We start from the raw sequence: 25,226 nt of genomic DNA on the forward strand, positions 1-25,226 counted from the left end.
CACGCATGAGCAACCAGCCGCGAACGCTCGCCGGTGCCCGCGTCCTCGTGGGCGTCGGCGGCGGGATCGCCGCCTACAAGACCGCGCACCTGGTGCGCGGTCTTGTCGGTGAGGGGGCCGAGGTGCGCGTGGTGCCCACGCCCGCCTCGCTCGAGTTCGTGGGGGCCGCGACCTGGGAGGCGCTGAGCCATCACCGGGTGCTCACCTCCGTCTTCGAGGACGTCGACGAGGTCGCCCACGTCCGCCACGGCCAGGAGGCCGATCTCGTGGTCGTCGCGCCCGCGACCGCGGACCTGCTCGCCCGGCTGCGGATCGGCCGCGCCGACGACATGCTCACCGCCTCCGCGCTCGTCACCCGTGCCCCGCTCGTCCTCGCCCCCGCGATGCACACCGAGATGTGGGAGCACCCCTCGACCCGCGAGAACGTCGCCGTGCTGCGTGAGCGCGGCACGACCGTGCTCGACCCCGCCGTCGGCCGCCTGACCGGTCCGGACTCCGGACCGGGCCGGCTGCCCGAGCCCGAGGCGATCCTCGACGCCGCCCGTGCGGCGCTGTCCGCGCCCCGGGACGCTCGCGGAGGAGTGCACCGCGACCTCCTCGGCCGCGAGCTGCTGATCACCGCGGGCGGCACCCGCGAGGACCTCGATCCGGTCCGCTTCCTCGCCAACCACTCCTCGGGCCGTCAGGGCTGGGCACTCGCCCATGCCGCCCTCGTGCGCGGCGCCCGCGTGCGCCTGGCCGCCGCGAACGTCCAGCTCGAGACCCCGCCCGGTGCCCGACGCTCCGACGTCGGCAGCGCTGCGGAGCTCGCCGAGCTCGTCGCCGCCGAGCTCGGCGAGGTCGACGCGCTCGTCATGGCCGCGGCCGTGGCGGACTTCACGGCCGCCGGGCGCTCCGACGCGAAGATCAAGAAGGACGAGGACGACCCCGACTCCGTCCCCGCGCTCGCCCTGCGCCGCACCCGCGACATCCTGCGTCACAGCGTCGAGTCCCGCGGACAGAGCGCCCGCCCGGCGATCGTCGGCTTCGCCGCGGAGACCGGCGGGGAGGGCACGGCCGCGCTCGACCTCGCCCGGGCGAAGGCACGTCGCAAGGGCGCCGACCTGCTGGTCTTCAACGACGTGAGCGGCGGGGTGTTCGGCGCCGCGGACAACGAGGTGCGGATCCTGGACCGTGCGGGCGAGGAGGTCTCCCGCGCCGCGGGCAGCAAGACCCTCGTCGCCCACGCCGTGCTCGACGCGCTCGTCGCCCGTCTGCCGCAAGTACCCTGATCCCCATGACCACGAGCGAGCTGCGCACCTTCACGTCCGAATCGGTCACCGAAGGGCACCCCGACAAGATCTGCGACCAGATCTCCGACGCGATCCTCGACGACCTGCTCGCCCAGGACACCGGCGCGCGGGTCGCGGTCGAGACCATGGTCACCACCGGGCTCGTGCACGTCGCCGGCGAGGTCCGCACCAGCGGGTACAGTGACGTGGCGAACATCGTGCGGGACGTGATCCGCGACATCGGCTACGACTCCTCCGAGAAGGGCTTCGACGCCGACTCCTGCGGCGTGGAGGTCTCCATCGGCGCGCAGTCGCCGGACATCGCCCAGGGCGTGGACACCTCCTTCGAGGCGCGCGGCGACGCCGCCGCCGAGGCCTTCGCCCGGCTCGGCGCCGGGGACCAGGGCCTCATGTTCGGCTACGCCTGCGACGACACCCCCGAGCTGATGCCGCTGCCGATCCACGCCGCGCACCGCCTCACCCAGAACCTCTCCACCGCCCGCCGCGACGGCGTGCTGCCCTACCTCCGCCCCGACGGGAAGACCCAGGTCTCCATCGGCTACGACGAGGACGGCGTGGCCCGCAGCGTCGAGGCGGTCGTGGTCTCCACCCAGCACAGCGAGGACGTCGACCTCGACTCCCAGCTCGCCCCCGCGATCTCCAAGGTCGTCATCGCCCCCGTGCTCGAGGACCTCGCCGCGCAGGGCCTGGACACCTCCGGCGTGGTCACCCACATCAACCCCTCCGGCCGCTTCGTGCTGGGCGGTCCCAAGGGCGATGCGGGGCTGACCGGACGGAAGATCATCGTCGACACCTACGGCGGCATGGCCCGCCACGGCGGCGGCGCGTTCTCCGGCAAGGACCCGAGCAAGGTCGACCGCTCCGGCGCCTACGCCATGCGCTGGGTCGCGAAGAACATCGTCGCCGCCGGTCTCGCCGAGCGCTGCGAGGTGCAGGTCGCCTACGCGATCGGCGTGGCCGAGCCGGTGGGCCTGTACATCGAGACCTTCGGCACCGGGAAGGCGCCCGCGCACCGGATCGCCGCCGCTGTGCGCAAGGTGTTCGACCTGCGTCCGGCCGCGCTCATCGAGGCCCTCGACCTGCTGCGCCCGATCTACTCCCTCACCTCCGTGCACGGCCACTTCGGCCGCGAGCTGCCCGAGTTCACCTGGGAGCGCAGCGACCGCGCCGAGGAGCTGGAGCGCGCCCTGTGACCGCCTCCGACACCCTCGACGCCGCCCCCGGGACGCCCGCCCTGGACCCCGCCCTGGCCGCCCGACTGAAGCACGACGGGGCGGGGCTCCTCACGGCCGTCGTGCAGGACGCGGACGACCGGCGCGTGCTCATGGTCGGCTGGATGGACGACGAGGCGCTGCGCCGCACCCTGACCACCGGACGGGCGACCTACTGGTCCCGCTCCCGCGGCGAGTACTGGCGCAAGGGCGACACCAGCGGACACGTCCAATGGGTCCGCTCCGTCGCCCTGGACTGCGACGGCGACACCCTGCTGGTGCAGGTGGACCAGGTCGGCGCCGCCTGCCATCGCGGCACCGACACCTGCTTCGACGGCGGCGACCTGGGCGCCGTCGTCCTGTCCCAGAAGGAGCGTGAGCAGTGACCGCTGCCGATCCCCGCCCCGAGGCCTATCCCGAGCGGATCGGGGGCCGCGAGGGGAGCGCCCTGGGCGTGATCACCCCGGACCGCGAGACCTTCCGCGAGCTCGCCGCCCGCCAGCGCGTCGTCCCTGTCTCCGTGCGCCTGCTCGCCGACGAGGACACCCCCGTCTCCCTGTACCGCCGGCTCACCGCCGAGGGCGGCACGCGCGGCACCTTCCTCCTGGAGTCCGCGGGGGAGGGCGAGGCCTCGCGCTACTCGATCATCGGCACCCGCGCCCGCGCCGTGCTCACGGAGCAGGACGGCCAGGCGCGCTGGCGCGGCGACGTGCCCGCCGGGGTCCCGACCTCCGGCAGCCCCGTCGAGGCGCTCGAGGCCGTCACGCGCGCCTTCCGCGCCGCCCGCCAGCCGCACCTGCCGCCCTTCTCCGGCGGGCTGGTCGGCTTCGTCGCCTACGACGCGGTGCGCCATTGGGAGAAGCTGCCCGACGTCCCGCCCGACGAGATCGGCCTGCCGGACCTCTCGATGCTCCTCGCGCAGGACGTCGTGGTCCACGACGCCCATGACGCCACCGTCGTGCTCGTCGCCAACGCCCTGAACCTCAACGCCACCGACGACGGCGTCGACGCCGCCTACGACGACGCCCTCGCCCGCCTCGAGACCCTCCGCGAGCGGCTGCGCACCCCGCTCGGCGGCGGACCGGCCGTCTACGACGCGGTCAGCGAGCTCGAGCCGAAGGCGCGCACCGCCCGGCTCGAGTACGAGGCCGCGGTCCAGGAGGCGGTGCGCGACATCGTCGACGGAGAGATCTTCCAGGTCGTGCCCTCCCAGCGGTTCTCCCTGCCGCTGGCCGCGGACCCCCTGGACGTCTACCGGGTGCTGCGCCGCATGAACCCCAGCCCGTACATGTACCTGCTGCGCACCGTGGACGCCTCCGGCGAACCGGTCGACGTGGTCGGCGCGAGCCCCGAGTCGCTCGTGACCGTGCGCGGTCAGACCGCCACGACGCACCCGATCGCGGGCTCCCGGCCCCGGGGCGCGAGCCCCGAGGAGGACGAGAGGCTCGGCGCCGAGCTGCTGGCCGATCCGAAGGAGCGCTCCGAGCACCTCATGCTCGTCGACCTCGCCCGCAACGACCTGCAGAAGTTCTGCGCGCCGGGGACCGTGGTGGTGCGGGACTTCATGCACATCGAGCGCTTCAGCCACATCCAGCACATCGTCTCGACCGTGACCGGCGCTCTGCGCGAGGACGCCTCGGCCTACGACGCCCTGCGCGCCACCTTCCCGGCCGGAACGCTCTCCGGCGCCCCGAAGCCCTCCGCGATGCGGATCATCGACCGGCTCGAGCCGGTGCGCCGCGGCGTCTACGGCGGCACCGTCGGCTACATCGACTTCGCCGGCGACATGGACATGGCGATCGCGATCCGCACCGCCGTGATCAAGGACGGCGCCGCCCACGTCCAGGCCGGCGGGGGAGTGGTCGCCGACTCCGACGCGACGATGGAGCACCGCGAGACCCAGACCAAGGCCGCCGCCGCCCTGCGCGCCGTCGCCTCCGCCGACACCCTCCGCCCGGCATGAGCGAGCAGCACGACCGGCACGACACGCCGGGCACCGGCGATCCCGTCGAGGCCGCTGGTGCCGCGCCCAGCGGGGCGCAGGAGCCGGACGCGCCCTCGGCCGCGGGCGCCCGCCGTCCCCGGCTCGCGCGCCGCACCGTCGTGCTCACGGGTCTCGTCGCGGCCGGTGCGCTGGCCGCCACCACCCGCGCGACCTGGGTGCAGGCCTCCGCCCCGGATCTCGCCGGCACCTCCCAGGACATCGCGGTCAGCGGCGCCGACGCCGCACCCGCCGTGCTCGCCCTCGCCCTCGCCGCCCTCGCCGCCGCGCTCGCGACCTCCCTCTCGAGCCGATGGGTGCGCTTCCTCACGGGGCCGGTGCTGATCGCGGCGGGCCTCGGCGCGGGGCTCTCCGCGCTCGGCCCCGCGCGCGCCCCCGAACAGGCCGCCCGCTCCGCCGTCGCGGAGTCGACCGGGGTGGTCGGCGCCGGAGTCTCGGCCGCCGCGACCGTCTGGCCGCTGCTCTGCCTCGTCCCCGCCCTCGCCGTCGTGCTCACCGGTGTGATCGTGCTGGCCGTAGGCCGCTCCTGGCCTGTCGGCAGCCGCTACCGCAGCGCCGCCGTGACCGCGGCGGCCGACCCCGCGGAGGACCCCGCCGCCGCCTGGGACGCCCTCACCCGCGGCGAGGACCCGAGCCTCGAGGACGCGGACGGGGCAGTGCCGGGGGACGAGTCCGCCGCCGCGCCGGAGACAGGGCCCGACGACGAGCGTCCGGAACCGCCGGCCCCTCGCTGAGCACGCCGCGGACGATGCCCTCCCACGAGGGCATGACGTGGCACAATGTCCCCGACCGGGACCCTGACTGGAGAAGGATCATGCCGAAGACCTACACCGTGCCGCCGCCGCCCCACCACAACGAGGGCAAGACCGCTGCGGCGTGGACGATGAACCTGGGGATCGTCCTCGGCTCCGTCCCCATCGCCGCGGGCCTCATCCTCCCGGACCTCGACATCCTGCTCTGGATCGGCGCGGCGATCGTGCTGCTCGCGATCGTGCTGGGTGTGGTCCTGTCGTCCGCGGGACTGGGACAGCCTCGTCAGTACGGCATGGCGGCCGCCGCACGGACCGCCGAGGGCAGCGCTGATGAGAACGCCCGCTCCGAGCACCCGTCCGGGGCCGACGCCAGGTGATCACGGCGGTGCGGGACGGGCACGGTCGCGCCGCGCCGCGCACCTCCGCCGGCGGCGCGCGCCGGGCGCTGCTGCCGCTCGCGGTCGGCATCGCCGGCCTCTCCGCGGCCGGCGCGGTGCAGCTGGTCTTCGACCCGTTCCGCACCCACCTGCCGCTGTGCCTGCTCCACCAGCTCACCGGCCTCGACTGCCCCGGCTGCGGCGCGATCCGCGCGGTGCACTCGCTGCTCGCCGGCGACCTGCTGATGGCGCTGCGCAGCAATCTGCTGATCACCCTCGCGATCCCCTCGACCGCGATCGGCCTCGGCGTGTGGGCGGTGCGTCGAGCCCGCGGACTGCGCACGCAGCTGCTGCCCTCGCGCACGTCGCTGCTCGTGCTCGCCGGCCTCGCGCTGCTCTTCACGGTGCTGCGGAACCTGCCCGCCTTCTGGTTCCTGGCCCCGATCTCGTACGTCGGCGGCTGAGCCCCGACCCCTCGCCGGACCGTGCCGCGCACGGATCCGCTCGACCCGCCGCAGGAGGACCGCGTGACCACCACCGGAACCGTTCTCGACGACATCGTCGTCGGAGTCCGCGAGGACCTCGCCGCTCGCCGGCGCGCCGTCCCGGAGGCCGAGATGGCCGCCCGGGCGCGCGCCGCCGCCCCCGCCCTCGACGCCCGCCCCCGCCTGCTCGGCGACGGCACCACGATGGGCCTGATCGCGGAGGTCAAGCGGGCCAGCCCCTCCAAGGGCGCCCTCGCCGAGATCCCCGAGCCCGCCGAGCTCGCCACGACCTACGCCGCCTCCGGCGCCTCGGCGATCAGCGTGCTGACCGAGCGGCGTCGCTTCCGCGGCTCCCTGGCGGACCTCGACGCCGTCCGCTCCCGCGTGGACGTGCCCGTGCTGCGCAAGGACTTCGTCGTCGAGCCGTACCAGGTGCACGAGGCGCGCGCCCACGGCGCCGACCTCGTGCTGCTGATCGTCGCGGCGCTCGAGGACGGCCCGCTGCGGGAGCTGCACGACCTCGTCTCCGAGCTCGGGATGCAGGCCCTGGTCGAGACGCACACCGAGGACGAGCTCGAGCGGGCCCTCGCCCTGGATCCGGGGATCATCGGCGTGAACGCCCGCAACCTCAAGGATCTCACCGTGGACCTCGACCGCGCCGCCGGCCTCCTGCGCCGCATCCCCGCCGGCCCCCTCGCGATCGGCGAGTCCGCGGTCTCCTCTCGCGCCGACGTCGAGGCCTACGCCGCTGCTGGGGCGGACGCCGTCCTGGTCGGCGAGGCGCTGGTCACCTCCGGCGACCCCGCCGACGCCGTGGCCTCGTTCCGCAGCGTCCCGCGCCACGGCCGCCCCCTCCCGGAAGGAGCCCAGGCATGAGCACCCCCGACCCCGTCCTGCCCGACCTCGCCCGCCCCTCGACGCCGCTGCGCTCCGAGTCGGGCCCCTACTTCGGCGACTTCGGCGGGCGCTTCCTGCCCGAGGCGCTCGTGCCGGCCCTCGACGAGCTCCGCGAGACCTACGAGAAGGCGATCGTCGACCCGTCCTTCACCGAGGAGCTGCGCCGCCTGGCCGCCGAGTACACCGGCCGGCCCTCCCTGCTGTCCGAGGCGCCCCGCTTCTCCCAGCTCGCCGGCGGCGCGCGCATCCTGCTCAAGCGCGAGGACCTCAACCACACCGGCTCCCACAAGATCAACAACGTCCTCGGCCAGGCGCTGCTGACCCGCCGCATGGGCAAGACGCGCGTGATCGCCGAGACCGGAGCGGGCCAGCACGGCGTCGCGACCGCCACCGCCGCGGCACTGTTCGGGCTGGACTGCACGATCTACATGGGCGCCGAGGACACCGAGCGCCAGGCGCTCAACGTCGCTCGCATGCGCCTGCTCGGCGCGGAGGTGGTCGCCGTGGAGCAGGGCTCCCGCACCCTCAAGGACGCCATCAACGAGGCTTTCCGCGACTGGGTCGCGAACGTGGAGACCACCCACTACCTGCTCGGCACCGTCGCCGGCCCGCATCCCTTCCCCGCGATGGTCCGCGACTTCCACCGCATCATCGGCGAGGAGGCCCGCGCCCAGACCCTCGAGCGCGTCGGCCGGCTGCCCGACGCGGTCGTGGCCTGCGTCGGCGGCGGCTCCAACGCCATGGGCATCTTCCACGCCTTCCTCGACGACACCGACCCGCTCGTGCGGCTGATCGGCTGCGAGGCGGGCGGGGACGGGATCGACAGCGGCCGCCACTCCGCGACGATCACCGGCGGCTCGGCAGGCGTGCTGCACGGCGCCCGCAGCTTCGTCATGCAGGACGAGGACGGACAGACCATCCCCTCCCACTCCGTCTCGGCCGGGCTGGACTACCCCAGCGTCGGCCCCGAGCACGCCTGGCTCGCGGACATCGGCCGTGCCGAGTACCGCGCGATCGACGACGGCCCCGCGATGGAGGCCTTCGCGCTGCTGTCCATGACCGAGGGCGTCATGCCTGCGATCGAGTCCGCCCACGCCCTCGCCGGCGCCCTCGCCCTGGGCCGCGAGCTCGGCGAGGACGCCGTCATCCTGGTGAGCCTCTCGGGCCGCGGGGACAAGGACGTCGACACCGCCTCGCGCTGGTTCGGCCTGGTGGGCGAGGACCCGGCCCGCGCCGACCTCGCCGCGCTGCGCGATCTCGCCCGCACCGCCTCTCCCGTCCCCGAGGAGGAGTCCCGATGACCGCCGTCGACACCGGCCGCCTGCGCGCCGCCGAGGTCCTGGACCGCGCCCGCGCCGAGGAGCGCGCCGCGCTCGTGGGCTACCTCCCCGTCGGCTTCCCCGATCTCGAGCGCTCGATCGAGGCCGCCCGCGTGCTCATCGACCACGGCGCGGACATGATCGAGCTGGGCCTGCCCTACTCCGACCCCGTCATGGACGGCGCCGTGATCCAGCAGGCGGCCTCCACGGCCCTCGCGCGAGGCACCCGCACCCGCCACGTCCTCGAGGCCGTCGAGGCCCTGTCCGGGCGCGGCGCCGCGATCCTGGTGATGAGCTACTGGAACCCGGTCCTCGCCTACGGCCCCGACGCCTTCGCCCGGGACCTCGCCGCCGCAGGCGGCGCGGGGCTCATCACCCCCGATCTGATCCCCGACGAGGGCTCGGACTGGATCGCGGCCTCGGAGCAGCACGGCGTGGACCGTGTGTTCCTCGTCGCACCGAGCTCCCCGCGCGACCGTCTCGAGCACGTGGTCTCGCACACACGCGGATTCGTCTACGCCGCCAGCACCATGGGCGTGACCGGCACCCGGGCCAGCGTCTCCGACGCGACGGAGGGCCTGGTCGAGCGCACCCGCGCCGCGGGCGCCCGGAACGTCTGCGTGGGCCTCGGCGTCTCGAACGGCGAGCAGGCCGCGCAGGTCGGCGCGTACGCTGATGGAGTGATCGTCGGCTCCGCCTTCGTGCGCGCGCTGCTCGAGCACGAGGGCGAGGACGCGGCGGCCCGCACGGCCCTCGCCGCCGTGGCCGCCGACCTCCGCGCCGGCGTCGAGCGCGCCCGCACCTGATCCCGCCCCGCACGATCCCGCCGAGAGAGGAGAGCAGCAGATGATCCCCAGCCCGAGCATCTCCGCCCTCTCCCTCGGCCCCCTGACGATCCACTTCTACGCCCTGTGCATCCTGACCGGCATCGGTCTGGCCCTGTGGTGGGCCACCAAGCGCTGGGAGGCGCGCGGCGGCGACGGGGACACCCTCTTCGACATCGTCTTCGTCGCCGTGATCGCCGGGATCGTCGGCTCCCGCATCTGGCACGTCCTGACCTCCCCGGAGCCCTTCTTCGGCGAGGGCGGGGACCCCCTGGCGGTGCTGTACATCTGGCAGGGCGGTCTCGCGATCTACGGCGGCGTCGCCGGCGGCGCGCTCGCGGTGTGGATCATGGCCCGGATCAAGCGGGTGTCCTTCACCGCGCTCGCGGACACGATCGCCCCGACCATCATGCTCGCGCAGGTGCTCGGCCGCTTCGGCAACTGGTTCAACCAGGAGCTGTACGGGCCGCGCCTGGACGCCTGGTGGGCCTGGGACGTGACCTGCGAGACCAACGGGAGCACCATCGCCGGGTGCGTGCCCGGCACCTACCACCCCACCTTCCTGTACGAGCAGCTGTGGAACCTCGCCGGCCTCGCCGCGCTCCTGCTGCTCAGCCGCCGCTTCCAGTGGGCCGGCGGGCGCGTGTTCTGGGCCTACGTCGCGATCTACTCCACCGGTCGGGCCTGGATCGACGCGATCCGCTCCGAGCCCGTGCTGATGGTGGGGCCGCTGCGCATCCACACCCTCGTCGCGCTGCTCATGGTGCTCGTCGGCGTGGGGATGTTTGTGCTGCTCACCCTGCGCAGGCAGAAGCGCGGGGGAGAGGTCGTCGCCGCCGACGGCTCCTTCACCCTGCCCGCGCAGACCGAGGGCAACGGCCCTGACGAGGACGAGGTCGAGAAGTCGGGCACGCCGCCCTCCCCGGGCCCCGACCCCTCACCCGGCCCCTAGGGCCCGCCGACCCCGAGCGACGCAGAGCGCGATGACGGGAGGCGCGCCCGGGACCGGGTGCTCGTCGGATCCGACGAGACCGTCCCCGGCCGCCGCTCCTGAAGGGCTCCTGCGTCATGCTCCCCCTCTCCTCCCGTTTCTCGTCCGTGCCCTCCGCCCAGGGCCTCTACCGCCCGGACAGCGAGGTCGACTCCTGCGGCGTCGCGATGATCGCGACGCTCCGCGGGGCGCCTCACCACCGGATCGTCGCGCACGCCCTCGAGGCGCTGCGCAACCTCGACCACCGCGGTGCCGTCGGCGCCGAGGAGGACACCGGCGACGGCACCGGGATCATGGTCCAGCTGCCGGACGCGTTCCTCCGCGCCGTCAGCGGCCTCGACCTCCCTCCGCTCGGGCAGTACGCCGCCGGCACCGCCTTCGTGCCCCGCGACGCCGCCGGCCGCGCCGCCGTGCTCGAGACCCTCGGGCGCATCGCCGCGGAGGAGGGGCTGCGCCTGCTCGGCACCCGTGAGGTGCCCGTGACCGACGGCCTCGTCGGCCCCTCCGCCGAGGCGGTCCGGCCGGACTTCGTGCAGGTCTTCCTCGCCGACGCGAGCGGCGAGCGCGTAGGCCTCGACCTCGAGCGGGCCGTCTTCGCGACCCGTCGCCGCGTCGAGCACGCCACGGAGGGCTACTTCCCCTCCCTCTCGACCCGCGTGATGGTCTACAAGGGAATGCTCACCCCGATGCAGCTCGACGAGTTCTATCCCGACCTGCGAGATCCGCGCTTCGCCTCGCAGTTGGCGATCGTCCACTCCCGCTTCTCCACCAACACCTTCCCGGCCTGGCCGCTCGCGCACCCCTTCCGCACCCTCGCCCACAACGGCGAGATCAACACGGTGATCGGCAACCGCAACCGTGTGCGCGCCGCAGAGGGCTCCATGGCGACCGACGCCTTCGGCGAGGACTTCTCCCGGCTGCTGCCGGTGACGACCCCCGGCGGCTCGGACTCCGCCGGGCTCGACGAGGTCGCCGAGCTGCTGCACCTCTCGGGCCGCTCCCTGCCCCACGCCCTGATGATGCTCGTGCCCGAGCCGTGGGAGAACGACGAGTCGATGGACCCCGACCTGCGGGCCTTCTACGAGTTCCACGCGGCGCTCCAGGAGCCCTGGGACGGGCCCGCGGCGGTCGTCTTCACCGACGGCAGCCAGGTCGGCGCGCGTCTGGACCGCAACGGCCTGCGGCCGCTGCGCTACTGGGTGATGGAGGACGACCTGGTCATCCTCGGTTCCGAGACGGGGCTCGTGGACGTGCCGCGCACTGCGGTCGCGCGCACCGGCCGCATCGCGCCGGGGGAGATCTTCCTGCTCGACCTCGACGCCGGAGAGATCGTCCCCAGCGACCGCCTCAAGCACGAGATCGCCACCGCCCGCCCCTACGCCGCCTGGGTGCAGGAGCAGAAGGTCGCGCTCGGCGCGATGGGCACAGACACCCCGATCGCGGTGCTCTCGGACCGGCCGCGGCTCCTGTTCGACTACTTCACGCAGATGTTCGCGCAGGTCACCAACCCGCCGCTGGACTCCCTGCGCGAGGAGATCGTCACCTCGCTCGGGGTGAGCATCGGCCGGGCGCGGAACCTCCTGGACGCGACGCCGCAGCATGCCCGCCAGCTGTCCCTGGACGCCCCGATCCTCGACGGGGACCAGCTCGCCCAGCTCCTCGCCGTCGACGCGCATCCCGCCACCGCGGACTTCCGCACGGTGCGGCTGCGCGGCCTGTACCCGGTCGCCGGGGGCACCGCGGCGCTGCGCGCCCGCCTCGAGGAGATCTGCGAGGAGGCCGTCGCCGCGATCGACGAGGGCGCGACCTTCCTGGTCCTCTCCGACCGCGACACCGACCAGGTGCTCGCCCCGATCCCGTCGCTGCTGCTGACCAGCGCCGTCCAGCACCACCTCGTGCGCACCGGACGGCGCACCTCGGCCGCGCTCGTGGTCGAGGCCGGGGACGTGCGCGAGGTGCACCATGCGGCGCTCCTGATCGGCTACGGCGCGAGCGCGGTCACCCCCTATCTCGCCATGGAGAGCGTCGAGGAGCTGGTCCGGCGCGGCGTGGTCAGCGATCTCACCCCCGAGCAGGCGGTGGCGAACCTCGCGGGGGCCCTGTCCAAGGGCGTCCTGAAGATCATGTCCAAGATGGGCATCTCGACGGTCGCCTCCTACCGAGGCGCGCAGATCTTCGAGGCCGTGGGCCTGTCCCAGGAGCTGGTGGACACCTGGTTCCCCGGCACCACCAGCCGCATCGGCGGGATCGACCTGGACGTCATCGCCGCGGAGGTCGCCGCGCGCCACGCCCTCGCGCACCCGGTCGACGGGGTGCACCCGCCGCATCGGGGCCTGCCGGTGGGCGGGGAGTACCAGTGGCGCCGCGAGGGCGAGCCGCACCTGTTCACCCCCGAGTCGGTGTTCCGCCTGCAGCACTCCACGCGGGCGCGGAAGTACGACGAGTTCCGCACCTACACCGATGCGGTCGACGAGCAGCACGAGCGGCTGCTGACGGTGCGCGGCCTGCTGCGCCTGCGCACCGACGCCGCGCAGACGATCCCGCTGGCGGAGGTCGAGCCGGTCGAGGAGATCACGCGGCGCTTCATGACCGGCGCGATGAGCTACGGCTCCATCTCGCAGGAGGCCCACGAGACCCTCGCCATCGCCATGAACCGCCTGGGCGGCATGTCCAACAGCGGTGAGGGAGGAGAGGACCCCGAGCGCCTCCACGACCCCGAGCGGCGCAGCGCGATCAAGCAGATCGCCTCCGGACGCTTCGGCGTGACCAGCGAGTACCTGACCTTCGCCCGCGACATCCAGATCAAGATGGCGCAGGGGGCGAAGCCCGGCGAGGGAGGTCAGCTCCCGCCCGAGAAGGTCTACCCCTGGATCGCGCGGACCCGCCACTCGACCCCGGGCATCGGGCTCATCTCCCCGCCGCCGCACCACGACATCTACTCGATCGAGGACCTCGCCCAGCTGATCCACGACGCGAAGTCCGCGAACCCCGCCGCGCGCGTCCACGTCAAGCTGGTCTCCCGCTTCGGGGTGGGCACGGTCGCGACGGGCGTGTCCAAGGCCCACGCCGACGTCGTGCTGATCTCCGGGCACGACGGCGGCACCGGCGCGAGCCCGCTGAACTCCCTCAAGCACGCCGGCACCCCCTGGGAGCTCGGCCTCGCCGAGACGCAGCAGACCCTGCTGCTGAACGGCCTGCGGGATCGGATCACGGTCCAGGTCGACGGGCAGATGAAGACGGGCCGGGACGTCGTGATCGCGGCGCTGCTGGGCGCCGAGGAGTACGGATTCGCCTCCGCCCCGCTGGTCGTCACCGGCTGCGTGATGATGCGGGTCTGCCACCTGGACACCTGCCCCGTCGGCGTCGCGACGCAGAACCCCGAGCTGCGGGCCCGCTACGCGGGACGCGCAGAGCACGTGGTGACCTTCTTCCAGTTCGTCGCCGAGCAGGTGCGCGAGCACCTCGCCGCGCTCGGGCTGCGCTCCCTGGACGAGGCGATCGGCCGCACCGACCTGCTCGGCCTGCGCGAGGACCAGCAGGCGCTCACCGCCCTCGGCGAGGCCAAGCGCGAGGGCCTCGACCTCGCCGCGGTGCTCGCCGCCCCGAGCATCCACGAGGGCGACTTCCCGCGCCGCCGTCGCGGCCAGGAGCACGGCCTCGAGAAGGCCCCGGACCATCCCTGGATCGCCGCGGCCGAGGAGGTGATCGAGCGCCGCGAGGGCACGGTGCGGGTGCTCGGCGAGGTGCGCAACACCGACCGCAGCGCCGGCACCCTGCTCGGCCACGAGGTGACCCGTCGGACCGACGGCGCGGGCCTCGACGAGGACGCGATCGTGCTCGAGCTGACCGGCACCGGCGGGCAGTCCTTCGGGGCGTTCCTGCCGCGCGGCATCAGCATGCACCTGAGGGGCGATGCCAACGACTACGTCGGCAAGGGCCTCTCCGGCGGCGTGCTCGCCGTCGGCCACGGCGCCGGCACCGCGCCCTCGATGATCTCCGCCCCGATCGCGGGCAACACCTGCGCCTACGGCGCGACGAGCGGGCGCCTGCTGCTCGCGGGCGCCGCGGGGGAGCGGTTCGGGGTGCGCAACTCCGGGGCGACCCTCGTGGTCGAGGGGATCGGCGACCACGGCGCGGAGTACATGACCGGCGGCGCCATGATCGTGCTCGGGCCGACGGGCCGCAACCTCGGCGCCGGCATGAGCGGCGGGACCCTGTTCGTCCTGGACCTGGATCCCTCCCGCCTGAATCCCGCCGACGCCGAGCGCTTCGCCATCACGCCCGTGCGCGAGGAGCACCGCGAGTTCGTGCTCGAGGCGCTGCGCGACCATCTCGCCCGCACCGGCTCCGACCGGGCGGCCGCGCTGCTGGCCGACGAGGAGGAGCTGCTGGGCCGTCTCACGGAGATCGCCCCGCGGGCCTTCCTCACCATCACCGCGATCCGGGACGACGCGGTGGCCCGGGGCGAGGACCCCGATGCGAACGATGTCTGGAACGAGATCATGGAGGCCACCCATGGCTGATCCCCGAGGATTCCTGCGCCACCGCGACCGCGAGCTGCCCGCCCGTCGCCCGGTCCCGGTGCGACTGATGGACTGGCGCGAGGTCTACGAGGCCCGCGAGAAGGGGGACCTCTCGGTCGTCTCGCGCCAGGCCGGACGCTGCATGAACTGCGGCATCCCCTTCTGCCACCAGGGCTGCCCGCTGGGGAACCTCATCCCCGGGTGGAACGACCTCGTCTACCGCGACGACTGGCAGGAGGCCGCCGAGCGGCTCCACGCGACCAACAACTTCCCGGAGTTCACCGGCCGCGCCTGCCCCGCCCCCTGCGAGTCCAGCTGCGTGCTGGGCATCAACCAGCCTCCCGTGACGATCAAGAACGTCGAGGTCTCGATCATCGACCGCGCCTTCGAGGAGGGCTGGGTGCGCCCGGTCCCCTCGACCCGCCAGACCGGCCGCTCCGTGGCCGTGGTCGGCTCCGGTCCCGCAGGGCTCGCGGCCGCCCAGCAGCTCACCCGCGCCGGCCACGCCGTGGTCGTGCACGAGAAGGACGACCGCCTGGGCGGTCTGCTGCGCTACGGCATCCCCGAATTCAAGCTCGAGAAGCGCCATGTGGACCGCCGCCTCGCGCAGATGCGCGAGGAGGGCACCCGCTTCCGCACCGGCGTCGACGTCGGCGGCCGGGGCGAGGGCGCGCTGTCCGTCGAGGAGCTGCGCTCCCGCTTCGACGCCGTCGTGCTCGCGACCGGCGCGAGCGTGCCGCGCGAGCTCCCGGTGCCCGGACGGGAGGCCTCCGGCATCCACCCCGCCATGGACTATCTCACCCAGGCGAACCGCCTCGTGGAGGGTGACCGGCTGAGCGACCGGATCAGCGCCGAGGGCAAGGACGTGGTGATCATCGGCGGCGGCGACACCGGCGCGGACTGCCTCGGCACGGCGCTGCGCCAGGGCGCTCGCTCGGTGACGACGCTGGCGATCGGCACGCAGCCGCCGAGCGAGCGCGACGAGTCCCAGCCCTGGCCCACCCATCCGGTGCTGTTCGAGGTCTCCACCGCCCACGAGGAGGGCGGGGAGCGGTCCTATCTCGCCTCCACCACCGGGTTCGAGGTCGATGCCGACGGCGCCGTCGCCGGACTGCGCGTGGCGCGCACCCAGTTCGTCGACGGTCGCCGCGTCCCCACGCCGGGCACCGACACCGTGCTGCCCGCGACCCTCGTGCTGATCGCGATGGGCTTCACCGGGGCGCGCGAGCAGGGGCTGCTCGAGCAGCTCGGTGTGGAGATGACCTCACGCGGCAGCATCGTGCACGACGGCGCCTGGGCCACGAGCGTGCCGGGGGTGTTCACCGCGGGCGACTGCGCCCGAGGCCAGAGCCTCATCGTGTGGGCGATCGCGGAGGGCCGCTCCTGCGCGGCGGCCGTGGACGAGCACCTGATGGGGACCAGCTCCCTGCCCCGCCCCGTGCGCCCCGGCGAGAAGCCCGTCACAGTGTGAAAGACTGTGCCCAGCACACGCGACGCCGCGGCCCTGTCCTGGCGCTCGCGCGCTGTCCCTCGGGGCCGCGGCCCTCACACGAACTACAGATGGGTTGACATGCGCAAAGCGAAGATCGTCTGCACACTCGGTCCGGCGACCGACACCTACGAGCAGATCCGGACGCTCATCGACGCCGGGATGAACGTGGCGCGGATGAATCTCAGCCACGGCACGCACGAGGACCACGAGAAGGTCTACGCGAACATCCGCAAGGCCGCCGAGGACCTCGGCAAGAACGTCGCCGTGCTCGTCGACCTGCAGGGCCCGAAGATCCGCCTGGGCAGCTTCGCCGACGGGCCGCACCAGCTCGAGGTCGGCGACTCCTTCACGATCACCACCGACGACATCGTCGGCACGAAGGAGCGGGTCTCGACCACCTTCAAGGGCCTGCCGGGCGACTGCCGTCCCGGCGACGTGCTCCTGATCGACGACGGCAAGGTCTCCGTGCGGGTCACCGAGGTCACCGAGACCGAGGTCTCCACCGTCGTCGAGGTCCCCGGGCCGGTCTCGAACCACAAGGGCATCAACCTCCCGGGCGTGGCCGTCTCCGTGCCCGCCATGAGCGAGAAGGACATCGCCGACCTGCGCTGGGGCCTGAACCTCGGCGCGGATCTCATCGCCCTGTCCTTCGTGCGCGACGCCCACGACATGGACGACGTGCTGCGCATCATGCAGGAGGAGGGGCGGCGCGTCCCCGTCATCGCGAAGATCGAGAAGCCGCAGGCCGTGCGCGCCCTGCGCTCGATCGTCGGCGCCTTCGACGGCATCATGGTCGCCCGCGGCGACCTCGGCGTGGAGCTCCCGCTCGAGCAGGTCCCGCTCGTGCAGAAGCGCGCGATCGAGCTCGCCCGCCGCAACGCGAAGCCGGTCATCGTCGCGACCCAGGTGCTCGAGTCGATGATCGAGAGCCCGCGCCCCACCCGTGCGGAGGCGTCGGACTGCGCCAACGCGATCCTCGACGGCGCCGACGCGGTCATGCTCTCGGGCGAGACCAGCGTGGGCAAGTACCCCTTCGAGGCGGTGCGCACCATGGCGCGCATCGTCACCAACACGGAGGAGAACGGTGCCGACCGGATCCTGCCGCTGGGCACCATCCCGCACACCCGCGGCGGCGCGATCACCCGCGCGGCCGCGGAGATCGGCGACCAGCTCTCCGCGCAGTACCTGGTGACCTTCACCGAGTCCGGCGACACCGCGCGCAGGCTGTCCCGTCTGCGTCCCACGATCCCGCTGCTGGCGATGACCCCCTATCCGGAGGTCGCCCGTCAGCTGTCGCTGACCTGGGGCGTGGAGGCGCACCTGGTGCCGATGCAGAAGGACTCGGACGAGATGGTGGGCGTCGTCGACGAGCTGCTGCGCGAGCAGAAGGGCCTGCAGAAGAACGACCTGGTCGTCATCGCGGCCGGTTCGCCCCCCGGGGTCCACGGCTCGACCAACACCCTGCGCGTGCACCGCATCGGGGACCTCGACGGGACCGAGTCGGCCCGCATCGAGGCCGACCGCATCGCCGCGGGGCAGTGATCCCCGCGATGTGAGGGACGCGATGCGCGAGACCTCCCTCTCAGCGCGGACGGCGCCCGCGGCCTGATGGCCGCGGGCGCCGTCCCGTGCGTGCCGGGTGCGGGACTCGAACCCGCACGCCCTCGCGGACAGCGCATTTTGAGTGCGCCGCGTCTACCGTTCCGCCAACCCGGCATGCCCCTCAGGTGCCGAGGGCTGGACTAGGATACCGCTGATGACCACCGGCCTCCGCCGTCGGGTGCAGGGCACCCGGGCAGGCCCCGAACGAGACACAGGGCGACATGACTGACGACATCACCGACCTTCCCGACGACGCCCAGGACACCGCTGCCGCGAGCGAGGCGCCCCGCCGCACCGCTGTCGTGGCCGAGGACGAGAGCCTCATCCGCATGGACATCGTCGAGACCCTCACCGAAGCGGGCTTCGACGTGATCGCGGCCGTCGGAGACGGCGAGAGCGCCATCGAGAAGACCCGCGAGCTGCGCCCGGACGTCGTGATCCTCGACGTGAAGATGCCGCAGACCGACGGGGTCACCGCCGCGGAGAAGATCGGCGAGGAGAACCTCGCCCCCGTCGTGATGCTCACCGCGTTCTCGCAGACCGAGCTCGTCGAGCGCGCCCGGGACGCGGGCGCCATGGCGTACGTCGTCAAGCCCTTCACCCCGGCGGACCTGCTGCCGGCCGTGGAGATCGCGATCTCCCGCCATCAGCAGATCGTCCAGCTCGAGTCCGAGATCGCGGACCTGGGCGAGCGCTTCGAGACCCGCAAGCGGGTGGATCGCGCCAAGGGCCTGCTGCAGACGAACATGGGCCTGTCCGAGCCCGAGGCGTTCCGCTGGATCCAGAAGACGTCGATGGATCGCCGTCTGACCATGCGCGAGGTCGCCGACGCGGTCGTCGACCAGCTGGGTGCCCAGGGCAAGGACTGACCCGCAGGCACGCAGGGCAGCGGCCGACGCGCGGGGGCGTGTCGGCGACGAGGAGGGGGACCGCCGGGCCATGACGCTCACCAGGCGCGCGCTCGTGCGCGGACTCGGCACCGGGGTGCTCGGCGCGGGGACGCTCAGCGCCTGCGGCCCGGGAGGCGGCATCCGCCGCGGACGGCCCCGCGCGACGACCACGGCGCCGACCGCCGGAGTCCTCGAGGAGCCGGACCAGCCCCTCGTGATCGGTCAGATCGGTGCGTCCTACGGCCGGATGGGGCGCGTCGAGGAGGCGATCGCCGTCGCGATCGACGAGTCCCGGATCGACGTGAACGCGCGCTGGGACGGCCTGTTCGGCAGGTCGGTCGAGCTCCTGGAGCGCCACGTGATGGAGGCGCCGGGGGAGGACCTCGCCCCCGTGATCGCCGAGATGGCCGATGCCGGGGCGACCTGCGTGATCACCTCGATCGACGAGGAGTCCCTGATCGCCGCGATGCCGGCGCTGGTCGAGGCGCAGCTGGCGGTCCTCGACGTGCTCACCTCGGGCATGGACGTGCGCGCCGCCGAGGTGCAGACCGCGAACCTGCTGGTGCGCCTCGCACCGAACGACCGCGTCCTCGCCGCCCGCTACGCCGAGCAGGCGCTCGGCGGGGGCGGCGACCGGAGCGGACCGGCGGGGACCGTCGCGTATCTCTCGGAGGACACGCTCCAGGGCCGCAGCCTGCTCACCGAGCTCACCCAGGTGCTGAACCCCTCGAGCGGCAGGATCGTCAGCGAGCAGTTCTACGAGGCCGGGAAGATCGGCGACCTCGAGGTCCGGGTGAAGAAGGTCCTCGAGGACCCGCCCGCCCTGCTGGTCGCCAACGGCGGGCCAGAGCTCGCCCCCTTCCTCTCCGCCCTGCACACCGCGACCCTCGACGAGGACGATCGCCCCACCGTGCAGTTCCCCCGCCAGGTCCCGCCGTGGGCGACGATCGACTACTCGAGAGAACCGGTGGCCGAGGACCTCGTGCCCGAGGCGCTCGCCTCGACCACCGGCTACCAGCCGGGCGGCGACCTCTCGGTGGACCACGAGAACCTGATGCTCAACCGCAGCCGGGAGTTCCTCCGACGCGGCTACGCCTACTCCCAGCAGGGCTACGACGCGGTGGTCATGCTGTGCCTCGCGGCGCAGCACGCGCTGTCGGTGACGGGCACGGATCTCGCGGCGGCGCTGCCGGCGATCCTCACCGGCACGGAGGAGTGCACGGACTTCGAGCAGTGCCGCCGGATCATGGCCACCGCTCTCGAGACGGGGCAGCGGGCGACCGTCTCCTACGTCGGGGCGATGGGCGCCCTCGAGCTCGGCGGGCAGTCCGACGCCCGGACGGGCCAGCTGCGCGAGTACGCCTGGTCCGAGGCGAACGAGCTCGAGCAGCCCTCCGCGACCGCCTTCGAGGCGCCGGAGTGAGGCGAGGCCGCGCGGTGCTCCTCAGCGCGGCGGGAGCAGCTGCGTCGAGACGGTGATCGTGCTGAGCAGCCTGCCGGCCTCGTCGTGGACCTCCACGAGATAGCTCGCGACCTGACGCCCCAGGTGGCGCGGGGTGCAGGTCGCCGTGACCCAGCCCTCCCGCGCCGAGCGGTGGTGGAGCGCGGAGACGGAGGTGCCCACCGCCTGGGCGCTCTCGCCGTGCACCTCTCGCGCCCGCAGCACCGCCGCGAGCGAGGCGATCGACTCGGCCAGCGCGATCGTCGCACCGCCGTGCAGCAGCCCCGCGGGCTGGGTGCTGCCCGCGACGGGCATGCGCATCGTCCCGCCGCCGGAGTCCAGGGACAGCACCTCCATCCCGAGGCGCTCCACGAGGGTCCCGGCGAAGGACGCCTCGAGCTGGGCGGCGAGCTCCCCACGCACGGCCGGCGCGGACGGCGCCTCGTCGCCGGCGGCGGGTGAGGGACCGTTGGGGCGGTGGTCTGCGGACATGGCACGAGAGTGCCACAGCCGCGGGGGTGCGCGGAGTCGACGCGGCCATGGGAGACTGCTCCCCATGAGTGCGAGCGACACCGATGACCAGCGCCTGCTTCTGATCGACGGCCACGCCATGGCCTTCCGGGCGTTCTTCGCCCTCCCCGCGGACGGCTTCAGCGACGGCCGCGGGCAGGCCACGAACGCGGTCTACGGCTTCACCCGCATGATCATCAACGTCGTCGCCTCCGAGCGGCCCACCCACCTCGCGGTCGCCTTCGACCTGCCCGGCGGCACGTTCCGCGACCGCATCTACGACCAGTACAAGGGCGGGCGCGAGACGACCCCCGAGGCCTTCCACGGCCAGATCGGGCTCATCCAGCAGGTGCTGGACGCGCTCGGGGTGCGCTGGCTGACCTACGAGGACTACGAGGCCGACGACATCATCGCCACGCTCGCCTCCCGTGCCGAGGCGCAGGGGGACGAGGCGCTGATCGTCTCGAGCGACCGCGACGCGATCCAGCTCGTCGGCGAGAAGGTCACGCTGCTGCAGCCGATCAAGGGCGTCACCGAGATGCGCCGCATGACCCCCGCCGCCGTCCAGGAGAAGTACGGGATCCCGCCCGAGCGCTACCCCGATCTCGCCGCGCTCGTCGGCGAGGCGGCCGACAACCTCCCGGGCGTGCCCGGGGTCGGCCCGAAGACCGCCGCGAAGTGGATCGAGAAGTACGACGGCCTCGAGGGCGTCCTCGAGCACGCCGAGGAGATCACCGGCAAGGCCGGCCAGTCCCTGCGCGACCACCTCGAGGACGTGCGACGCAACCGCCTCATGAACGCCGCGTACACCACCCTCGACCTGCCCGAGGACCCCGGCCACTACGCCCTCGGCGGCGGGGACCGGGCTCGTGTGCTGGAGGTCTTCGACGACCTCGCCTTCGGCGACACGATCCGCCGGGACCTCCCGGCGGCGCTCCTGGGGGAGGACATGGCGGAGCAGGCAGCGCCCGAGCCCGCCGCGGACGTGCTGCGCGTGCGGGACGCCGCCGCCCTCGCGGAGCTGCTGGGGGAGGGGGAGCAGCCCCTCTCCCTCGACCTCGTCGAGGACGTGCGCGGGGGAGCGCTGCTGGGGCTCGCGACCCCCGAGCGCGGCGGCGCGGTGGCGCTCGGGGCGCTGGACTCCGAGGCCGCCGAGGCGCTCGCGGCCGCGCTCGAGGGCACGCGGGAGCTGCGCATCGCGGACGTCCCCGCCGTGCGCGACCGCCTCGCCGAGAACGGCTACCGCCTCGGCGACGGCGTGCGGGACCTCGCCCTGGAGGCCTTCGTGCTGCGCCCCGGCGCCCGCAGCTACGACACCGAGTCCCTGGCCGCCGACCTCGCCGGCGCGAGCTTCGAGCCGAAGCCTCGCAAGCCCGCGGAGTCGACGCTGAGGAAGGAGAGCCCCGAGACCCGCGCCGAGCACATCGCCCGCGCCGAGGACCGCCTCGCCACGGCCGTCGCGGCGCTGCATCCGGCCGCCGAGGAGCTCGCCTCCCGGATCGCGGACTCACCGTGGGCGGGCGGCATCCTGGATGGTCTCGAGCGTCCGCTGCAGCGGGTGCTCGAGACGATGCACTCCCGTGGCATCGCGATCGACCACGGCGCGCTCCAGACCCTCCGCGACGAGTTCGAGGGCTTCGTCGCCCAGGCCAAGCGCGAGGCCGGCGAGATCGTGGGGGAGGAGGTCAACCTCGCCTCCCCCAAGCAGCTCCAGGTGGTGCTCTTCGAGACCCTCTCCCTGCCCACCACCCGAAAGATCTCCTCGGGCCACTCCACCGACGCCGAGTCGCTCACCGACCTGATGGAGACGCTGGACCCGGACTCCGCCGGCCACCGCTTCCTCGCCTGGCTGCTGCGCTTCCGCGAGATGAGCAAGCTGACCGGATACCTGGTGGGCCTGGACAAGGTCATGGACGCCGGCTCCCGCGTGCACACCACCTTCCAGCAGACCGCCGCGGCGACGGGCCGGCTCGCCTCGACCGAGCCGAACCTGCAGAACATCCCCGTGCGCACCGCCGAGGGGCAGAGGATCCGCGACGTCTTCGTCGCCGGTGAGGGCTTCGAGTCCCTCCTGACCGCGGACTACTCCCAGATCGAGATGCGCATCATGGCCCACCTCTCGGAGGACGAGGGGCTCATCGAGGCCTTCCGCTCCGGCGAGGACCTGCACAACTTCGTCGCCTCGCGCGTGTTCGGCGTGAGCCCCGACGAGGTCGACCCGGCCATGCGCTCGAAGACCAAGGCCGTCAGCTACGGTCTCGCCTACGGGCTCTCCGCCTTCGGCCTCTCCCGCCAGCTGCGCATCTCCCGTGCCGAGGCGACCTCGCTGCGCGACGGCTACTTCGAGCGGTTCGGCGGGGTGCGGGACTACCTCCGCCGCAGCGTCGAGAAGGCCCGGGAGACGGGGTACACCGAGACGATCCTCGGCCGGCGCCGGTATCTCCCGGATCTCACGAGCGACAACCGCCAGCGACGGGAGAACGCCGAGCGGGTGGCTCTGAACTCCCCGATCCAGGGCTCTGCCGCGGACCTCATCAAGCTCGCGATGCTCGCCGTGGAGTCGCGGATGCGCGAGGCGGACCTGCGCTCCCGCATGCTGCTGCAGGTCCATGACGAGCTGGTGCTCGAGGTCGCGCCCGGCGAGCTCGAGCAGGTGCGGGAGATCGTCGAGGACGGGATGGACTCGGCCTACGAGCTCTCCGTCCCGCTCGAGGTCGGGATCGGCGTGGGCCGCACCTGGCGCGAGGCGGCCCACTGAGCCGCCCGGCGACGGACCCGTCGGACGGCGGGGCGGACATCACACCGGTGCCGTCCCGCGCACCCCACCGCGCCCTCGCGCCCCGAGGGCGCGGCTGGTAGGCTGTCGAAGGCTTGTGCGCTCCGGTGCACGGCGAACCGCCCATCCGTCGACCCGCAGGGTCGCCGCCTCGGGCGGAGCACGTCCCCCGACCCTACTCATTTCCTGTCCCGACGGAGTCCTTACCTACATGACCGACACCACGACCCCCCAGATCGCCATCAACGACATCGGTGACGCCGACGAGCTGATGGCCGCCATCGATGCCACCATCAAGTACTTCAACGACGGCGACATCGTCGAAGGCACCGTGGTGAAGGTCGATCACGACGAGGTCCTCCTGGACATCGGCTACAAGACCGAGGGCGTCATCCCCTCGCGCGAGCTGTCCATCAAGCACGACGTCGACCCGGCCGACGAGGTCGAGGTCGGCGACGAGATCGAGGCCCTCGTCCTCCAGAAGGAGGACAAGGAGGGTCGCCTGATCCTGTCCAAGAAGCGCGCCCAGTACGAGCGCGCCTGGGGCTCGATCGAGCAGATCAAGGAGGACGAGGGCGTCGTCACAGGTCGCGTCATCGAGGTCGTCAAGGGCGGCCTCATCGTCGACATCGGTCTGCGCGGCTTCCTCCCGGCCTCCCTCGTGGAGATGCGCCGCGTCCGCGACCTGCAGCCCTACGTCGGCCAGGAGATCGAGGCGAAGATCATCGAGCTGGACAAGAACCGCAACAACGTGGTCCTCTCCCGCCGCGCCTACCTGGAGGAGACCCAGTCCGCGGTCCGCTCCGACTTCCTGCAGACCCTCCAGAAGGGCCAGGTCCGCGAGGGTGCGGTGTCCTCGATCGTCAACTTCGGCGCCTTCGTCGACCTCGGCGGCGTCGACGGCCTGGTGCACGTCTCCGAGCTGTCCTGGAAGCACATCGACCACCCCTCCGAGGTCGTCGAGGTGGGCCAGAAGGTCAAGGTCGAGGTCCTGGACGTCGACATGGACCGCGAGCGCGTCTCCCTGTCGCTGAAGGCGACCCAGGAGGACCCGTGGCAGCTGTTCGCCCGCACCCACGCCATCGGCGAGGTCGTGCCGGGCAAGGTCACCAAGCTCGTCCCCTTCGGCGCCTTCGTGCGCGTCGAGGACGGCATCGAGGGCCTCGTGCACATCTCCGAGCTGGCCCAGCGCCACGTGGATCTGCCCGAGCAGGTCGTCACCGTGGACCAGGACGTCTTCGTCAAGGTCATCGACATCGACCTCGAGCGTCGCCGGATCTCGCTCTCCCTCAAGCAGGCGAACGAGGGCGTCGACCCCGAGGGTGACGACACCACCTTCGATCCCGCGCTCTACGGCATGGCCGCGGAGTACGACGCCAATGGCGAGTACAAGTACCCCGAGGGCTTCGACCCGGAGACCAACGAGTGGCTCGAGGGCTTCGAGGCGCAGCGCGAGGAGTGGGAGGCCCAGTACGCGGCCGCCTACGAGCGCTGGACCGCCCACAAGGCCCAGGTCGCCGAGGCCCTCCGCGCCGACGAGGAGTCCGCGAACGCTCCGGCCGCCGCGTCGACCACCTCGGACTCCGCTCCGGCTGCTCAGGCCTCCTACCAGTCGAGCTCCTCGGACGAGGGCACCCTCGCCTCCGACGAGGCCCTGGCCGCCCTGCGCGCCAAGCTCACCGGCAACTGATCCTCGGATCACCGGCCGACGGCCCGGTCCCCGCGATGCGGGGGCCGGGCCGTCTCTCGTCCTCTCGTCCCGGGGCCACGGCGCCGGCGCAGTGCCGCCCGCCCGGCTCCCGGGCGGCTGCGGCGGACACCGGTCGCGACAGGGCACACTGG

General features: G+C 73.2%; 19 protein-coding genes and 1 tRNA gene. 18 read left to right on the plus strand and 2 right to left on the minus strand.

All coding sequences use genetic code 11. The annotated features are described in order from the left end of the window. Window positions 1-5: 5 nt before the first annotated feature. From coaBC to pyk, 14 genes are all read left to right on the plus strand, one after another. On the plus strand, window positions 6-1,271 hold the full coding sequence (coaBC, locus tag D1648_RS08185) for a bifunctional phosphopantothenoylcysteine decarboxylase/phosphopantothenate--cysteine ligase CoaBC (protein WP_122940560.1): 1,266 nt from the start codon (window positions 6-8) through the stop codon (window positions 1,269-1,271). A gap of 5 nt (window positions 1,272-1,276) precedes the next feature. Next, the gene (metK, locus tag D1648_RS08190; protein WP_122940562.1) at window positions 1,277-2,485 is read left to right on the plus strand and encodes a methionine adenosyltransferase; all 1,209 of its coding nucleotides are present in this window, start codon (window positions 1,277-1,279) and stop codon (window positions 2,483-2,485) included. Then, window positions 2,482-2,889: a phosphoribosyl-AMP cyclohydrolase gene (gene hisI, locus D1648_RS08195; RefSeq protein WP_164518648.1), complete on the plus strand. Its 408-nt coding sequence runs from the start codon at window positions 2,482-2,484 to the stop codon at window positions 2,887-2,889. The genes metK and hisI overlap by 4 nt, the downstream gene beginning before the upstream one ends. Further along, window positions 2,886-4,466, plus strand: a complete 1,581-nt coding sequence (locus tag D1648_RS08200) for an anthranilate synthase component I (protein WP_241155406.1) — start codon at window positions 2,886-2,888, stop codon at window positions 4,464-4,466. The genes hisI and D1648_RS08200 overlap by 4 nt, the downstream gene beginning before the upstream one ends. Then, window positions 4,463-5,239 carry a Trp biosynthesis-associated membrane protein gene (locus D1648_RS08205; RefSeq protein ID WP_122940565.1) on the plus strand — a complete coding sequence of 259 codons (777 nt, stop codon included), beginning with the start codon at window positions 4,463-4,465 and terminating at the stop codon, window positions 5,237-5,239. Before D1648_RS08200 ends, D1648_RS08205 begins: the two co-directional genes overlap by 4 nt. A gap of 80 nt (window positions 5,240-5,319) precedes the next feature. Next, window positions 5,320-5,634 carry an HGxxPAAW family protein gene (locus D1648_RS08210; RefSeq protein ID WP_122940567.1) on the plus strand — a complete coding sequence of 105 codons (315 nt, stop codon included), beginning with the start codon at window positions 5,320-5,322 and terminating at the stop codon, window positions 5,632-5,634. 8 nt (window positions 5,635-5,642) lie between these two features. Continuing rightward, a complete protein-coding gene (locus D1648_RS08215; protein WP_241155407.1) occupies window positions 5,643-6,098 on the plus strand; it encodes a DUF2752 domain-containing protein in 456 nt (151 codons plus the stop codon). A gap of 63 nt (window positions 6,099-6,161) precedes the next feature. Next, window positions 6,162-6,995, plus strand: a complete 834-nt coding sequence (trpC, locus tag D1648_RS08220) for an indole-3-glycerol phosphate synthase TrpC (RefSeq protein ID WP_122941087.1) — start codon at window positions 6,162-6,164, stop codon at window positions 6,993-6,995. Then, window positions 6,992-8,317, plus strand: a complete 1,326-nt coding sequence (gene trpB / locus D1648_RS08225; RefSeq protein WP_122940570.1) for a tryptophan synthase subunit beta — start codon at window positions 6,992-6,994, stop codon at window positions 8,315-8,317. Before trpC ends, trpB begins: the two co-directional genes overlap by 4 nt. Further along, window positions 8,314-9,141 carry a tryptophan synthase subunit alpha gene (trpA, locus tag D1648_RS08230; RefSeq protein ID WP_122940571.1) on the plus strand — a complete coding sequence of 276 codons (828 nt, stop codon included), beginning with the start codon at window positions 8,314-8,316 and terminating at the stop codon, window positions 9,139-9,141. Before trpB ends, trpA begins: the two co-directional genes overlap by 4 nt. 40 nt (window positions 9,142-9,181) lie before the next feature. After that, complete coding sequence (gene lgt / locus D1648_RS08235; RefSeq protein ID WP_122940573.1) at window positions 9,182-10,111, plus strand: prolipoprotein diacylglyceryl transferase; 930 nt, start codon at window positions 9,182-9,184, stop codon at window positions 10,109-10,111. Window positions 10,112-10,227: 116 nt separating this feature from the next. After that, complete coding sequence (gene gltB, locus D1648_RS08240) at window positions 10,228-14,673, plus strand: glutamate synthase large subunit (protein ID WP_122940575.1); 4,446 nt, start codon at window positions 10,228-10,230, stop codon at window positions 14,671-14,673. Then, window positions 14,666-16,144 (plus strand): glutamate synthase subunit beta, encoded by a 1,479-nt coding sequence (locus D1648_RS08245; protein ID WP_122940578.1) that lies wholly within the window; start codon window positions 14,666-14,668, stop codon window positions 16,142-16,144. Before gltB ends, D1648_RS08245 begins: the two co-directional genes overlap by 8 nt. A gap of 99 nt (window positions 16,145-16,243) precedes the next feature. Further along, on the plus strand, window positions 16,244-17,707 hold the full coding sequence (gene pyk / locus D1648_RS08250; protein ID WP_122940580.1) for a pyruvate kinase: 1,464 nt from the start codon (window positions 16,244-16,246) through the stop codon (window positions 17,705-17,707). 91 nt (window positions 17,708-17,798) lie between these two features. Here the strand turns inward: pyk and D1648_RS08255 are convergent. Continuing rightward, a tRNA-Leu gene (locus tag D1648_RS08255) sits at window positions 17,799-17,881 on the minus strand. A gap of 107 nt (window positions 17,882-17,988) precedes the next feature. Here D1648_RS08255 and D1648_RS08260 point away from each other — a divergent pair. Both D1648_RS08260 and D1648_RS08265 read left to right on the plus strand, forming a co-directional pair. Further along, a complete protein-coding gene (locus tag D1648_RS08260; RefSeq protein ID WP_122940582.1) occupies window positions 17,989-18,636 on the plus strand; it encodes an ANTAR domain-containing response regulator in 648 nt (215 codons plus the stop codon). Between the two features lie 70 nt (window positions 18,637-18,706). Continuing rightward, window positions 18,707-20,080, plus strand: coding sequence for an ABC transporter substrate-binding protein (locus tag D1648_RS08265; protein ID WP_122940585.1), 1,374 nt, complete (start codon window positions 18,707-18,709; stop codon window positions 20,078-20,080). Between the two features lie 21 nt (window positions 20,081-20,101). Here the strand turns inward: D1648_RS08265 and D1648_RS08270 are convergent, their stop codons facing one another. Continuing rightward, the gene (locus D1648_RS08270; RefSeq protein ID WP_122940587.1) at window positions 20,102-20,590 is read right to left on the minus strand and encodes a hotdog fold thioesterase; all 489 of its coding nucleotides are present in this window, start codon (window positions 20,588-20,590) and stop codon (window positions 20,102-20,104) included. A 64-nt stretch (window positions 20,591-20,654) separates the two neighbouring features. Here D1648_RS08270 and polA point away from each other — a divergent pair, with 64 nt between their 5' ends. After that, window positions 20,655-23,366: a DNA polymerase I gene (gene polA / locus D1648_RS08275; RefSeq protein ID WP_122940589.1), complete on the plus strand. Its 2,712-nt coding sequence runs from the start codon at window positions 20,655-20,657 to the stop codon at window positions 23,364-23,366. Between the two features lie 229 nt (window positions 23,367-23,595). Next, window positions 23,596-25,074: a 30S ribosomal protein S1 gene (gene rpsA / locus D1648_RS08280; protein ID WP_122940591.1), complete on the plus strand. Its 1,479-nt coding sequence runs from the start codon at window positions 23,596-23,598 to the stop codon at window positions 25,072-25,074. Window positions 25,075-25,226: the final 152 nt, after the last annotated feature.

The organism is Brachybacterium sp. EE-P12, assembly GCF_003711805.1.
GTDB lineage: Bacteria > Actinomycetota > Actinomycetes > Actinomycetales > Dermabacteraceae > Brachybacterium.